We start from the raw sequence: 12,686 nt of genomic DNA on the forward strand, positions 1-12,686 counted from the left end.
CCCGGAGGAGATGCACGGTACTTATCGGCACGACACCGCACGACGATGACGTTGAGAGGTCTGTGATGCACGAACGAACCCTGCGACCGGCGAACCGTGAGACCCGAGCGGATGCGCCCCCGCGCTCCCGACGACTTCGACGGTCTGCAGCCGTGGTGGCCGCGGCGACCGTGGTCGGAGCCCTGTTGACGGCGGTTCCTGCGGCCGCGGCGGAACCCTTCACCGAGCTGATCGACTTCGAGGCCTATGAGCGGGTCGCGTTGAACGGGCAGGACGGGTGGGTGGCCTCGACGGCCCCGCGCGTGGTCGCCGATCCGTTGAACGGCAACAACCAGGTCGTCGAATCCGTCGGCGGAGGACAGCAGTCGTACCGGGAGATCCCCGCGATCGCGCAGGGAGAGACCGGCACATTGTTCTTCCGGTTCCTGCGCACCGGGAGCGTGGACACCTCGTTCGGCCTCACCGATGTGGACGCGCCGAACGACTACGTGCACAGCCGGGCCTACGTGAACAATCAGAACGACGACATCCTTCGCGTGCGTGACGGCGGAGCGTTCAAGCCCGCCGGTGTCTGGTCTCGTGACGCCTGGCAGTGCGTCTGGATCGTCGCCGACAATGCGACCGACAAGGTCACCGTCTACAGCCAGGGCGGTGCGTACGAAGAGAGGACCCGCCTGCCCGAGGGCACCGAGCAGCAGTTCGGCTTCCGTCAGGCGGTGAACGGCGCACTCGATCGATTCTTCTGGAAGAACGGCGCATCGAGCACAGGACGACTGCTGCTCGACGACGTGGCTGTCGACACCACGGGGGAGAACCTCGCGATCGCCACCGGGAACCCGGGTGACTGCGCGCCCGGGGGCACCGCGACCGAACCCCTGCTCAACCCGCTCCCCGATCCCGCGCTCGCCGACCTCGGAATCGAGGTGGCCGAGCTGGCGCAGCTGCCGGAGTCGCACACGACCCCGGCCACGCAGGACCAGCGCCTCGTGCGCCACAACCGGATCACGCACCTCGACGAGGTGCCCGACGGCTCCGGTCGGCTGATGGTGCCGGACAACAACGACATCCTGTACCTGGTCGACAAGGACTCGGGCGAGTACGTTCCCTACCTCAACGTCCGCGACGAGTTCATCGACAATTTCCACAACAGCGCAGGCCTCGGCACCGGTCTGGGGTCGGCGGAATTCCACCCCGACTTCGCCGAGAACGGGCTCTTCTACACGGTGCACACCGAGGGCGGGTCGGCTCTCACGGAGGACACTCCCGACTTCCCCGCCTTCGGGAACACCGCCTTCCACAGTGTGATCACCGAGTGGAAGGCCGACGACCCGTCTGCGGCGACCTTCGCGGGCACACACCGCGAGGTGATGAGGATCCCGTTCGCCGGTCGTGTCCACACCGTGCAGCAGATCGCCTTCAACCCGACCGTCTCGGCCGGTGACGCCGACTACGGCAACCTGTACGTGCTCGTGGGCGACGGCGGCAACGGGGTCGGCAACGGCAATCCGCAAGACCTCGCCACACCGCAGGGCAAGATCCTCCGGGTGGACCCGACCGGCGACGACAGCGCGAACGGCGAATACGGTGTGCCGACGGACAACCCGTTCGTCGACGAGTCGGATGCCCTTCCGGAGATCTTCGCCGTCGGCATGCGGGACCCCCACCGCATCAGCTGGGACCCCGAGGGCGACCACACGATGTACCTCGCCCACATCGGCGAATGGCAGGTCGAGTCGATCTACGCGGTCGAACCCGGGGACAACTTCGGTTGGTCTGTTCGCGAGGGATCCTTCGTGGCCGACAACCGGCAGATCTTCCCGCTTCCGGAGGACGATGCGGAGAACGGCTTCACCTATCCCGTCGCGGCCTACGACCACAATCGCGATCCCGGTCAGACCGGCGACGCGGGAGTGGCCGTGAACGGCGGATTCGTCTACCGCGGCGAGATCGCGGAGCTGCAGGGGCGCTACCTCTTCACCGATCTGGTGCGCGGGTGGGTGCTCTCCACCGATGCGGAGGAGATGATCCGCAACGACGGCGACATCGGTGACCTCGCCACGATCGAGGAGCTGCGGGTGTTCGCAGACGGCGAGGAGACGACGTTCCAGGACCTGGTCGGCGACAAGCGCGTCGATCTGCGATTCGGCTCCGACGCCGACGGCGAGCTCTACCTCGTGTCGAAGGCGAACGGGAAGATCTGGAAGGTCACCGGTGCGCGGACCGTCGACGAGCCCTCGTCACCGTTCGTGCTCCCGGCGCTCGCTCCGAACCTCGTCACGCACTACGACTTCGATCACCCCGACGCGGCGAAGCCGACCATCGAGACCGATCAGGGTCGTTCCGGTACCGATATCTCCCTGATCAACGGCGGAATCGAGATGCGGGTCGCCGATCGTGCCTATCCGGGCGCGGGCGAGGCGCTGCAGACGCAGCAGATGAGTCCGCGGACGGCGTCGAACGACGACTGGAAGGCGGGCATCTACGACGCCGAGGGCGTCGAGTCGCTGGACAGGTTCGCCGGCACGGACATGGCGTCCGTCATGGGCTGGTTCAAGCCCACCGGCGATCACCCGGCGCTGAACTCGGGCACGACGAATCCGGACGACGTGTACAACGCGATCGGTCTCGCGGGGGTGCTCACCGGAACGTCGGACGGACACGCGGTGCGCGCGTTGCTCGAGGTCATCACGGTCGGTGGCGAGCTCAAGCTCGTCGCGCTCGGGCGACGCGTCGACGGTGCCGGCTCGTGGACGTTCGCGGCCGATCTGCCCTGGAACGAGATCCTCAAGAAGGGGCAATGGGTGCACCTGGCGGCGACCTTCGACTTCGGGAAGGGCGAGATGAAGCTCTTCATGAACGGCGAGGAGCTCGCGGGGAAGTACACCGCAGCCAATCCGTGGGGTGAGGGCTCGACGTCCGACACCGCGCCTGCGGGCATCAAGATCGGCGGGAGCTTCCCGCAGAACACCAGAGAGGCCAATCCGTTCAACGGACGGATGGACGACATCATGCTGCTCGACACGGTGCCCACGGCCGAGCAGGTGGCCGCGCAGTATGCGCTGTACGACGTGCCGGAGGTCGAGCCTCCGACGCCGCCGACCTGCACGCCGGACGGCACCGTCATCACCGATGTGATGTCGCAGGATGACTGGGCGCCGAAGACCCCTGCCAAGTGGGACTTCCCCGGTGACCAGGTCATCCTCACGGAAGCGGGGACGAACCCGAACGACGGGATCCGCCGTCCGTTCGAGTACGCCGTGCTCACCGAGGGCCCGGAGCTCGGTTCGTTCGATCTCACCGGCCAGGTGCGCCTCGACGAGAAGGCGTCGGTCAACAACCGCGATGTGATCATCGTCTTCGGGTGGAAGTCCGACACGGAGTACTACTACGCGCACCTCTCGCAGGACAACTCCATCTATGCCCACAACGGCATCTTCAAGGTCAATGGTGCCGACCGCGAGCGGATCGACGACCAGTGGGATGGAACGGTCGGAGCGCCACCGGCTGTCACCGACGAGGAGTGGCACGAGGTGCGGCTGCTCCGATGCGCGGACAGCGGTGACATCGCCGTCTTCGTGGACGGGATCGACACACCGTTGATGACGGCGAACGACAAGACGTTCACCGAGGGGCGTGTGGGCTTCGGCTCATTCGACAACTTCGGACGCCTCCGTGATCTGTCGGTCACCATGGCGGCGACTGACACCACCGCGCCCACGGCGACCGTGAAGAGCGGCGCGACGTTCACCGTGGGGAGGGACGGCGTCTACAGCAAGGTGTCGTTCAAGCTCCACGATGACGGAAAGGTCGACCGGTTGACGCTCAACGGCGTCGAGAAGGATCTGACGAACAACGCCTGGTCCGATCTGAACGCGGTGGTGCCCGGCGCCTTCGGCGCGGTGGAAGGCGCGAACACGCTGGTCGTGTACGACGTCGCGGGCAACGCGACGACCGTCCGCTTCACCCTCGATGCGACGGCTCCCACGGTTACGGTCAAAACGGGCGGCTCCTTCACGGTCGGTGCGAACGGCACGTACAGTCTGGTGTCGTTCAAGCTCCACGATGCCGGGAAGGTGGATCGCCTGACCCTCAACGGGGTGGCGAAGGATCTGACGGACAACGCGTGGTCCGATCTCAACGCCGTGAAGCCGGGTGCTTTCGGTGCGGTGGAAGGGGCGAACACGCTGGTCGTGTACGACGTCGCGGGCAACGCGACGACGGTCCGCTTCACCGTGACGGCCGGGTAGTCGCGTCGGCGGATGCGGGGTGCCCAGCGCCCCGCATCCGCGCGCTGCCGCAAGCTGGCTCCCATGCCCGCCCCAGCATCCCCGGCTACCCTCGGTGACATGCGCCGTCTCCTCGTTCTGCCCCTCGTGCTCGCTGCCGGATTCCTCGTCGCCGGATGCTCGCAGGTCACGCAGCTGGCCGGTGATGCTCTCGGCGTCGACGTGCAGGCGACGTGCGCGACGATCGACGATGCCTACGGTCAGTACCAGGCGCTGCTCGAGCAGGGCGAGGTGTCGGCGGAGCAGGCGGATGCGGCGCGGGATCAGCTGGTCGCGTCGCTCGACGGGCTCGCGGACGGTGTCGACGGGGCGCTGGGCGATGCCATCCGCTCCGGTGCCGAGAAGATCAGCGGGATGACCGATCTGCGGGCACCCGAGACCATCGAAGCGGTCGAGCAGCTCAAGGAGTCGGCGTCGGCGTTCTGCGGCTGAGCCGGATCGCGCCGGCGACCGTGGCGGCGACGAGCGCGCTGGAGCGGGCGCCGAGGTGGATGCCGTCGCGGTGGCTCGTCACGGTCCGGGCGGTGACCTCGAAGACGTCGATCAGGTCGATGTGGAGGTCGCTCGCCACGCGTCGCACCAGCGGGGCGACCTCGCTCGCGATGATCCGCTCATCGACGCCGCGGCGGTTCTCGAAGGCGACGGGCGGCGTCAGGAGGAACACGGTCGCTCCCCGTGCGCGGTAGCGTTCGGCGAAGTCGGCCAGCTCCGACGCGTATCGTTCCGGATTCCAGTTGTCGCCACGCGCGTCGTTCGAGCCGAGCATGATGAGCACGATGTCGGGCTGGGACTCGAGTGATGCTGCGGCGTGCGGACTCTCGTCGTACGGCCAGTCGCCGTCGCGTTGCAGGGTGCGCCGGTTCACGCCGTAGTTGAGCACCTGATACCGGTCGCCGAGGATCTGCTGGAGGCGGCCGGGGTACGCGCGCCGCGCCCGGCCTCGGAACAGCACGCCCGCGCCGTAGGTGTTGCTGTCGCCGACGGCTGCGACTCGGATCCGGTCTTCTCTGGGGCGGGGGATCGGCGGATACATGATCCTTCGATACATCACAGCGATGGTGCCTGCCAGGAGGGCGACGCTCGCAGCGGCCGTGAGGATCCTCCGGCGCGCGTCGGACAGCGCGGGACGGATCATCCGTCCATCCTCTCTCAATCCCCGCACCTGCGGGGGAAGGAGGGGAGACTGTCACTGAGTGCTGAGACGTGCAGAACAGGAGAGCGATGACGACCGTGTTCCCTCGTTCCGTCTCCGTCGTCATCCCGGTGCGCAACGACGCCTTCCTCCTGGAACAGTGTCTCCGCGCCCTGGCGCGGCAGACGCGCAGAGCCGATGAGGTCATCGTCGTCGACAACGGCAGTACGGATGACACCGTTGCGGTCGCCGAACGGCACGGAGCGCGCGTCGTGTCGGAACCCGTGCAGGGGATCCCTCGCGCCTCGTCGGCCGGCTATGACGCGGCGTCGTGCGACATCATCGCGCGCCTGGACGCTGATTCCCGCCCCGGACCGGACTGGATCGAGCGGATCGAGCGGACGTTCCGCGAACGCGACGACCTCGACTTCGTCACAGGCGACCCGCGCTTCTACGGCTCGACGCCGCTCGTGCACTGGGTAGGAGAACGTCTCTACATCGGTGGCATGTACGCCGCCCTCACTCCGTTGCTCGGACACGCGCCCCTCTTCGGTTCCAACATGGCCATGCGGGCCGAGACCTGGCGGATCCTGAGCGGTGAGGTGCACCGCGAGCCGCAGAACATCCACGACGACTTCGACCTGTCGTTCCACATCCGACCCGGGATGACCGTGCTGCGTGATCGTCGTCTCGTCGTCGAGGTCTCGGCGCGGCCGTTCCAGGACTGGGCTTCGCTTCGACGTCGGCTGAGCTACGTGCTTCCGACCGTGTGGCTGCATCTGCCGCAGGAGCCGCTGTATCGGCGACGGCAGGCCCGGCGGCGGGAGGAGTCGTCGGCGCGCGGCCGGTGAGTCAGCCGCGGGCGCGAGCGTACAGGTCGAGCAGATCCGCCGCCAGCTGGTGCGGAGTGGTCTCGCTCGGGCTGTGCCCTGTCGCATAAGCACGGATATCGGCATCGATGTCGCGGGCGAACCTCTGGTGGGCGGCCAGCGGCCACAGGTCGTGTGCGCCGGCGACCACGAGTTTGGGTACCGGGAGTGCGCGCACGCTGCTGCGCAGGTCGGGCGTCGCCATCATCAGCCCGATGATCTCGTCGACGCTGCGCCTCCGTGTGAGGGCGAACCGGGAGCGCACGAACTCGAGCCGCCGGGGTGGCACGCGGTTCTTGTTCGTCACGATGCCCCAGATCATCAGGCCGGCACCGCGCCGCGGGCTCGCGATCGGGGCGATCGGACCCAACCACTTCATGGTGGCGAAGACGTTGCCGGCGCCCGGGGGAGTCGTGAGAAGGGCGAGCGAGAGGACGAGCTCAGGACGGCGGATCGCCACGGACTGCGCGATCGTGCCCGCGAACGAATAGCCCAGCAGATGGGCCGGGGCACCTGCCTCGAGGAACGCGACGAGGTCGTCGATGAACAGGTCGTACGTGTAGGCCCGGTCCGCGCCGGCGGCATGCGATTCGTACTGGCCGGCGAGGTCGAAGGACTGCACGAAGTATCCGGCCTGTGCCAGAAGCGGCAGCATCAGCGCGAAATCCTCTTTGGATCCCGTCGCACCCGGCACCAGGACCGCACGAGGATGCGTCGGATCACCGAGCGACACGACGGCCAGCTCACCGCTCGGCGCCGAGAACCATGACCTCACTGAGCCGGCGGGCGGAATCGTCCAATCGATGTCACCGATCGCGGCATCGAGCGCGGCGGCGGATCCGGCTGCCCGCTCACTTCGCGAATCCGTCGACACGCTGACACGGTACTCCCGCGCTCCGGTGCGCGGACGGAGCGCGCGCCGCGGATCGACCGAACGACGTGGCTGCTACGGGCGTCGGGCCTCGATCAGGTGACGGGTCGAATGCGCGACGAACGGTCCGTCGGCCTGGATCCGGTCGTGCAGGTCACGGAGTCGGTCGAGACTGTTCTCGACCGTGAACCCGGGCACCCACCAGATCACCTTGCGGAGCAGGTAGACCGCCGCGGCGACGTCGTGGATCTCGATGCGAAGCCTCGCGGTTCGCAGATCGATGACCTCGAGCCCCGCAGCCCGTGCGGCGTCGGCCTCGTCGTCGGGGTGGCGTCCGCGGCGCGCTTCCGGCTGGGGGCCCAGGAAGAACTCGATCAGCTCGAACGCGCTCGCTGGCCCGACGTGTTGCGCGAAGTAGGTTCCGCCCGGCGTCAGCACCCGCGCGATCTCCGACCACCAGATCGTCGCCGGATGCCTGCTGGTGACGAGGTCGAAGGCTTCATCGCCGAACGGTAGTGGCGGCTCGTCGGGGTCTGCGACGACCACCACACCACGGGGATGCAGGAGCCGCGTCGCGCGACGCACGTTCGGTGGCCAGGACTCGGTCGCCACGGCGGCGGGCGGGAAGGCCGCGGCCTCGGCGAGAACCTCCCCGCCGCCGGTCTGGATGTCGAGCGACGCGGACGCACCGCCGAGGCGCTCGGACAGGAGGCGGGCGTAGCCCCACGGAGGCCTCTCCTCGGTGGCTCTTCCGTCCAGCCAGCCGAAGTCCCATCCGGTCACGTCGGCGGTCCTTCCGGCTTCGATCAGTGCCTCGAAGGAATCGGTCATGGATCGATTCTCTCAGCGGCCACCCCACCGGAGCCTTTAGTTGCACTTTGGCAACTAAAGGCGTATGGTTGACCTCGATCAACTTTCTACGCAGGAGCATTTCCCCTTGGCACACACCCCATCCGCAGTATCCGAGACACGCTCGGCACGCGAAGTCTTCACCGCGATCTCCGGGCTCGTCGTCGGCATGTTCGTCGCCGTCCTCTCCGGCACGGTCGTGTCGACCTCGATGCCGGTCATCATCGCCGACCTCGGCGGCACGCAGTCGCAGTACACCTGGGTGATCACGGCGAGCCTGCTGGCGACCGCGGTCTCGACCCCGATCTGGGGCAAGCTGGCTGACCTGGTCGACCGCAAGGTGCTCGTCCAGATCTCCCTCATCCTCTTCACCGTCGGCACCGTGATCGCCGGCTTCTCGACCGACACGAACATGCTCATCGCTGTCCGCGTCGTCCAGGGAATCGGCGTCGGCGGCTTGATGTCGCTGGTCATGATCGCGGTGGCTCTCATCATCTCCCCGCGTGAGCGCGGCAAGTACATGGGCGTCGTCGGTGGCATCATGGCCCTCGGCACCATCGGCGGCCCGCTGCTCGGCGGACTCCTCACCGACGTGTGGGGCTGGCGCTCCAACTTCTTCGTCGGCGTGCCCTTCGCGATCCTGGCCCTCGTGCTGCTGCAGTTCACCCTGCACCTGCCCAAGCCGCAGCGCGACTCGAAGGTGTCGATCGACTACTTCGGCATCGTGCTGCTCGCGGTCGGTGTCTCGACCCTGCTCATCTGGGTCTCGATGGGCGGCAACCAGTTCGACTGGGACTCCTCGACCAGCATCATGCTCGCCGTCACGGCCGGCGTCGCCATCGCCGCATTCATCACGGTCGAGTTCTTCGTCAAGGAACCGATCGTGCCGATGTCGCTGTTCCGCAATCGCACCTTCACCCTGTCGGTCATCGCGTCGATCGCGATCGGCGTCTCGATGTTCGCCACCTCGGTGTTCCTCGCGCAGTACTTCCAGCTCGCTCGGGGCGCCACGCCCACCGAGTCGGGTCTCATGACCATCCCGATGATCATCGGTCAGATGGGCGCGTCGATCATCATCGGTCAACTCGTGAGCCGGTTCGGCAAGTGGAAGGGCTGGATGCTGACCGGTTCGGTCCTCGCGACCGTGGGCGTCAGCCTGATGTCCACGCTGCGCTACGACACCCCGTTCCCGCTGGTCGCCGTGTACATGTTCGTCCTCGGTGCCGGACTCGGCATGGTCATGCAGAACCTCACGCTCATCGTGCAGAACGACACCGCCCCGCAGCAGCTGGGGGCCGCCTCGTCGAACGTGAACTTCTTCCGCACGATCGCGGGCACCATCGGCGTGACCGTGATGGGGTCGCTCCTGTCCACCAGCGTCGGCACGTACGTCACGGACGGGCTCTCCGGCTTCACGCCGACCTCGCAGGAAGAGGTCGACGCCCTGAAGCACCTCGCCTCGGGTGACGTCCCGAAGGTCGGGCAGCTGCCGGACACGATCCGCTCGATCGTCGAGAGCGCCTACGGTCACGGCATCGCCGACGCCTTCATCGTCGCGATTCCGCTTGCCGTGATCGCCATCATCGCCATCGCGTTCATCAAGAACAAGCCGCTGTCGACGAAGAACGCCGCGGAGCAGATGCTCGAGCAGGCGGAGGAGTCGGTGATCGAGGTCTCCGAGGCCGAGGTCGGCGCCTTGCTCTCGACCGGAGCCATCCGGATCGACGGCGGGGAGTCCGCGACTCCGAAGACCGGTTCGGTGGGAGTGCTCGAACGCGAAGATCGGGACCAGGAGCGCTGACATGTCGTCCCCGGGAGCGGTCGCCTCGACGGATGTCGACAGTGCGCTCGGCGACCTGCAAGCGCATCTGAACCTCATCTTCGCGCGGACCAGGTCGCTGTGGAAGGAATCTGCCGCTCGGGTCCACCCCGAGCTGCAGGTCGCCGGCTACAAGCTGCTGACGTTCATCGATCGAGCGGGTACCGCCAACGCGCACGAGCTCGCAGACCGGTTCGAGATGGATAAATCGGTCATCAGTCGCCAGGTGCGGATGCTGGAGGAACTGGCGCTTCTGGAGTCACGACCGGATGAGCGCGACGGACGACTCCGGGTGCTGACGGTCACGGCCGGTGCGGGTGCGGCGCTCGCGGAGGTCCGCCGCGAGTACGGCTCCCGCCTCCAAGCCGTGATCGATGAGCTCACCCCCGAGGAGATCCGCGCCGCGTCCAAGGTCTTCCGGCTGCTCGCAGAAGTGTGAGACGAAGCCCCGCTGTCACGATCGACAGCGGGGCTTCGCCGTACACTGGCGAGCATGAGCGCCTCCTCCGACGCCCCCGCCGAGCCCCCCGAATCCGACGCCGACGCGGAACTGCTGGGGGATGCGGAGATCGATCACGCCATCACCCGGGTCGAACAGGAACTCGGGCGTCTCTTCGCACGGATCCGGGTGAGCTGGCGTGAGGCCGCGGCTACCGTGCACCCCGACCTGCAGCCCCTCGGCTACCAGGTGCTCACCTCCATCGCGACGGGCAAGGCGACCTCGGCAGGGGCGATCATCGAACGCCTGCAGACCGACAAGTCGGCCGTGAGCCGCCAGGTGCGCCAGCTCGAACAGCTGGGACTCGTCGAGAGCATCCCGGATCCGGAGGACGGCCGGGCGCGCGTCCTCGTGGCCACCGACCTCGCGCAGGAGCGGGTCGCGCTCGCGCGGTCGCAGTACGAGGGGCGCATGGGGGAGCGGCTGCGCAGGTGGACGGCAGCCGACCTCGACCATTTCGCCGACCTGCTCGCGGCGCTCGGCGGGAACTGAGGGAATACGGGGAGCGCTCCGGGCCTTACCTCCCACTGTGAATCTCTACGAACCGGCCCGCTTTGGCGCCCTCCCGCTGACCAATCGCGTCGTCATGGCGCCACTCACCCGCACGCGTGCCGATGACGACGGTGTGCCGACCGCGACGATGGCGGAGTACTACCGGCAGCGCGCAGGGCAGGGACTGATCATCTCCGAAGGTGTCTGGCCGGCTCTTGAAGGCAAGTCCTACTCCGGGCAGCCGGGCATCGTCACGCCCGCACAGATCGAGGCGTGGAAGTCGATCACAGCGGCGGTCCACGCCGAGGGAGGAACGATCGTGATGCAGCTCATGCACGGCGGTCGTGTCGGTCACCCCGCGATCTCGGGGGAGCCCCGGGTCGTCGCTCCGAGCGCGCTCGCCGCACCGGGACAGACCCACACGCCCGAAGGCAAGGCCGATCTGCCCATCGCCCACGCCCTCACGCTGGAGGAGATCCCCGAGGTCGTCGAGCAGTTCGCTCAGGCCGCACGCAACGCGATCGCCGCCGGCTTCGACGGCGTCGAGGTGCACGGTGCCAACGGCTACCTGGTGCACGAGTTCCTCTCGCCCGTGTCGAACGTCCGCGACGACTCGTACGGCGGGTCTCCCGAGAACCGGGCACGCTTCGCGATCGAGGTCGTGTCGGCCGTCGCTGCCGCCGTCGGAGCCGATCGCACCGGCATCCGTCTCTCGCCGCAGCACAACATCCAGGGTGTGCTGGAAGAGGACGACGCCGACGTACACGCGACCTACACGGCCGTCGCCGACGGGCTCGCGCCGCTCGGCCTCGCCTTCATCGACGTGCTCAACGCCGATCCTGCCGGCGAGCTCGTGCAGCACATCCGCCGCACGGCGGGCGCCCCGCTGATCGTCAACACCGGCTTCGCGATCGAGACGACGCGGGACGCCGCAGAGGCACTCGTCGCCGACGGCATCGCCGATGCGGTCGCTGCCGGGCGTCCGGTGATCGCCAACCCCGACCTGATCGAGCGCTGGCGTCAGGACTCCGAGCTCAACGAACCCCGCCCCGCGCTGTTCTACGGCCGGACAGCGGAGGGATACACCGACTACCCGTCGCTGGAGTCGGTGCGCGTCGGAGCGTGACCTGCTCATCCGTGGGAGGGTGGCCGTTCTGTTCACGACCAGGTCGGTGGGCCGGCCGTAGCGTGGGGTCCATGACATTGAGACTCGGCTTCATCGGCATCGTGACCCACGACATGGCGGCCTCGCTCGCCTTCTACCGCGCCCTGGGCGTCGACATCGCGGCGGGGCAGGACGATGCCCCGCACGTCGACGCCAAGCTCGACGACGGCGTGGTCCTGGCCTGGGACACGATCGAGACGATCCGTGGTTTCGACCCCGGGTTCGTGCCGGCGACCGGTGGGCACCGCATCGCCCTCGCCTTCGACAAGGGGTCGGCAGCGGGGGTCGACGCGGCTTTCGCTGCTCTCGTGAGCGCAGGGCACACGGCGCACGTCGAGCCGTGGGACGCACATTGGGGTCAGCGCTACGCCACGCTGCTCGATCCTGACGGGAACTCGGTCGACCTCTATGCGGAGCTTGCCGCGAACTGACCCGGACTGACGCCGACCAGCCGTCGGAACTCGCGCGAGAGATGAGGCTGGTCGGCGAAACCGGCCTCCGCGGCAGCGGTGACGAGGGGGGCTCCTCGCCGCAGCAGCGCCTGTGCACGGCGGGAACGTTCGAGGCGCACCAGGGTGGCGTACCCGTAGCCGAACGTCGACAGCATCCTCCTCCGGAAGGAGCGCTCCGAGGTCCCGTGCGCCGCGGCTGCGCGGGCCGCCGACTCGCCGGTCGCCGCGGAACGATGCACGTCGGCGGACCAG

12 protein-coding genes are annotated in these 12,686 nt (G+C 67.9%); 8 read left to right on the plus strand and 4 right to left on the minus strand.

All coding sequences use genetic code 11. The features are described from left to right. The first annotated feature begins 65 nt into the window (after nt 1–65). Both L978_RS16790 and L978_RS16795 read left to right on the plus strand, forming a co-directional pair. Nucleotides 66–4,247, plus strand: a complete 4,182-nt coding sequence (locus tag L978_RS16790) for a PQQ-dependent sugar dehydrogenase (RefSeq protein ID WP_231555089.1) — start codon at nt 66–68, stop codon at nt 4,245–4,247. Between the two features lie 99 nt (nt 4,248–4,346). Next, nucleotides 4,347–4,718, plus strand: coding sequence for a hypothetical protein (locus tag L978_RS16795; RefSeq protein WP_047524437.1), 372 nt, complete (start codon nt 4,347–4,349; stop codon nt 4,716–4,718). Here the strand turns inward: L978_RS16795 and L978_RS16800 are convergent. Beyond that, the gene (locus L978_RS16800; RefSeq protein ID WP_047524438.1) at nt 4,687–5,421 is read right to left on the minus strand and encodes a GDSL-type esterase/lipase family protein; all 735 of its coding nucleotides are present in this window, start codon (nt 5,419–5,421) and stop codon (nt 4,687–4,689) included. The genes L978_RS16795 and L978_RS16800 overlap by 32 nt on opposite strands. A gap of 86 nt (nt 5,422–5,507) precedes the next feature. Here L978_RS16800 and L978_RS16805 point away from each other — a divergent pair, with 86 nt between their 5' ends. Continuing rightward, nucleotides 5,508–6,269 carry a glycosyltransferase family 2 protein gene (locus L978_RS16805; RefSeq protein WP_047524439.1) on the plus strand — a complete coding sequence of 254 codons (762 nt, stop codon included), beginning with the start codon at nt 5,508–5,510 and terminating at the stop codon, nt 6,267–6,269. A gap of 1 nt (nt 6,270) precedes the next feature. Here L978_RS16805 and L978_RS16810 read toward each other — a convergent pair whose 3' ends face one another. After that, nucleotides 6,271–7,161, minus strand: coding sequence for an alpha/beta fold hydrolase (locus L978_RS16810; RefSeq protein ID WP_047524440.1), 891 nt, complete (start codon nt 7,159–7,161; stop codon nt 6,271–6,273). Nucleotides 7,162–7,233: 72 nt separating this feature from the next. Beyond that, a complete protein-coding gene (locus L978_RS16815; protein WP_047524441.1) occupies nt 7,234–7,989 on the minus strand; it encodes a methyltransferase domain-containing protein in 756 nt (251 codons plus the stop codon). Between the two features lie 106 nt (nt 7,990–8,095). Here L978_RS16815 and L978_RS16820 point away from each other — a divergent pair, with 106 nt between their 5' ends. The 5 genes from L978_RS16820 to L978_RS16840 all read left to right on the plus strand — a co-directional run bounded on the left by L978_RS16820 (nt 8,096) and on the right by L978_RS16840 (nt 12,413). Beyond that, nucleotides 8,096–9,808, plus strand: a complete 1,713-nt coding sequence (locus tag L978_RS16820; protein WP_156118313.1) for an MDR family MFS transporter — start codon at nt 8,096–8,098, stop codon at nt 9,806–9,808. A gap of 1 nt (nt 9,809) precedes the next feature. Further along, on the plus strand, nt 9,810–10,265 hold the full coding sequence (locus tag L978_RS16825; protein ID WP_047524442.1) for a MarR family winged helix-turn-helix transcriptional regulator: 456 nt from the start codon (nt 9,810–9,812) through the stop codon (nt 10,263–10,265). 54 nt (nt 10,266–10,319) lie between these two features. Further along, nucleotides 10,320–10,817, plus strand: a complete 498-nt coding sequence (locus L978_RS16830) for a MarR family winged helix-turn-helix transcriptional regulator (protein WP_047524443.1) — start codon at nt 10,320–10,322, stop codon at nt 10,815–10,817. Between the two features lie 37 nt (nt 10,818–10,854). Beyond that, nucleotides 10,855–11,943, plus strand: a complete 1,089-nt coding sequence (locus L978_RS16835) for an alkene reductase (protein WP_047524444.1) — start codon at nt 10,855–10,857, stop codon at nt 11,941–11,943. 71 nt (nt 11,944–12,014) lie between these two features. Further along, on the plus strand, nt 12,015–12,413 hold the full coding sequence (locus L978_RS16840; RefSeq protein ID WP_047524445.1) for a VOC family protein: 399 nt from the start codon (nt 12,015–12,017) through the stop codon (nt 12,411–12,413). Here the strand turns inward: L978_RS16840 and L978_RS16845 are convergent. Beyond that, the coding region (locus tag L978_RS16845; protein ID WP_156118314.1) for a helix-turn-helix domain-containing protein at nt 12,389–12,686 on the minus strand (298 nt) is incomplete at its 5' end. The two genes, L978_RS16840 and L978_RS16845, sit on opposite strands and share 25 nt — an antisense overlap.

It is taken from the genome of Microbacterium sp. ZOR0019, assembly GCF_000800925.1.
Lineage (GTDB): Bacteria > Actinomycetota > Actinomycetes > Actinomycetales > Microbacteriaceae > Microbacterium > Microbacterium aurugineum.

Excerpts from the sequence above, each read along its gene's own strand:
- L978_RS16790 (WP_231555089.1), top strand. The coding sequence starts at position 66 with ATGCACGAACGAACCCTGCGACCGGCGAACCGTGAGACCCGAGCGGAT.
- L978_RS16795 (WP_047524437.1), top strand. The coding sequence starts at position 4,347 with ATGCGCCGTCTCCTCGTTCTGCCCCTCGTGCTCGCTGCCGGATTCCTC.
- L978_RS16800 (WP_047524438.1), bottom strand. The coding sequence starts at position 5,421 with ATGATCCGTCCCGCGCTGTCCGACGCGCGCCGGAGGATCCTCACGGCC.
- L978_RS16805 (WP_047524439.1), top strand. The coding sequence starts at position 5,508 with ATGACGACCGTGTTCCCTCGTTCCGTCTCCGTCGTCATCCCGGTGCGC.
- L978_RS16815 (WP_047524441.1), bottom strand. The coding sequence starts at position 7,989 with ATGACCGATTCCTTCGAGGCACTGATCGAAGCCGGAAGGACCGCCGAC.
- L978_RS16825 (WP_047524442.1), top strand. The coding sequence starts at position 9,810 with ATGTCGTCCCCGGGAGCGGTCGCCTCGACGGATGTCGACAGTGCGCTC.
- L978_RS16830 (WP_047524443.1), top strand. The coding sequence starts at position 10,320 with ATGAGCGCCTCCTCCGACGCCCCCGCCGAGCCCCCCGAATCCGACGCC.
- L978_RS16840 (WP_047524445.1), top strand. The coding sequence starts at position 12,015 with ATGACATTGAGACTCGGCTTCATCGGCATCGTGACCCACGACATGGCG.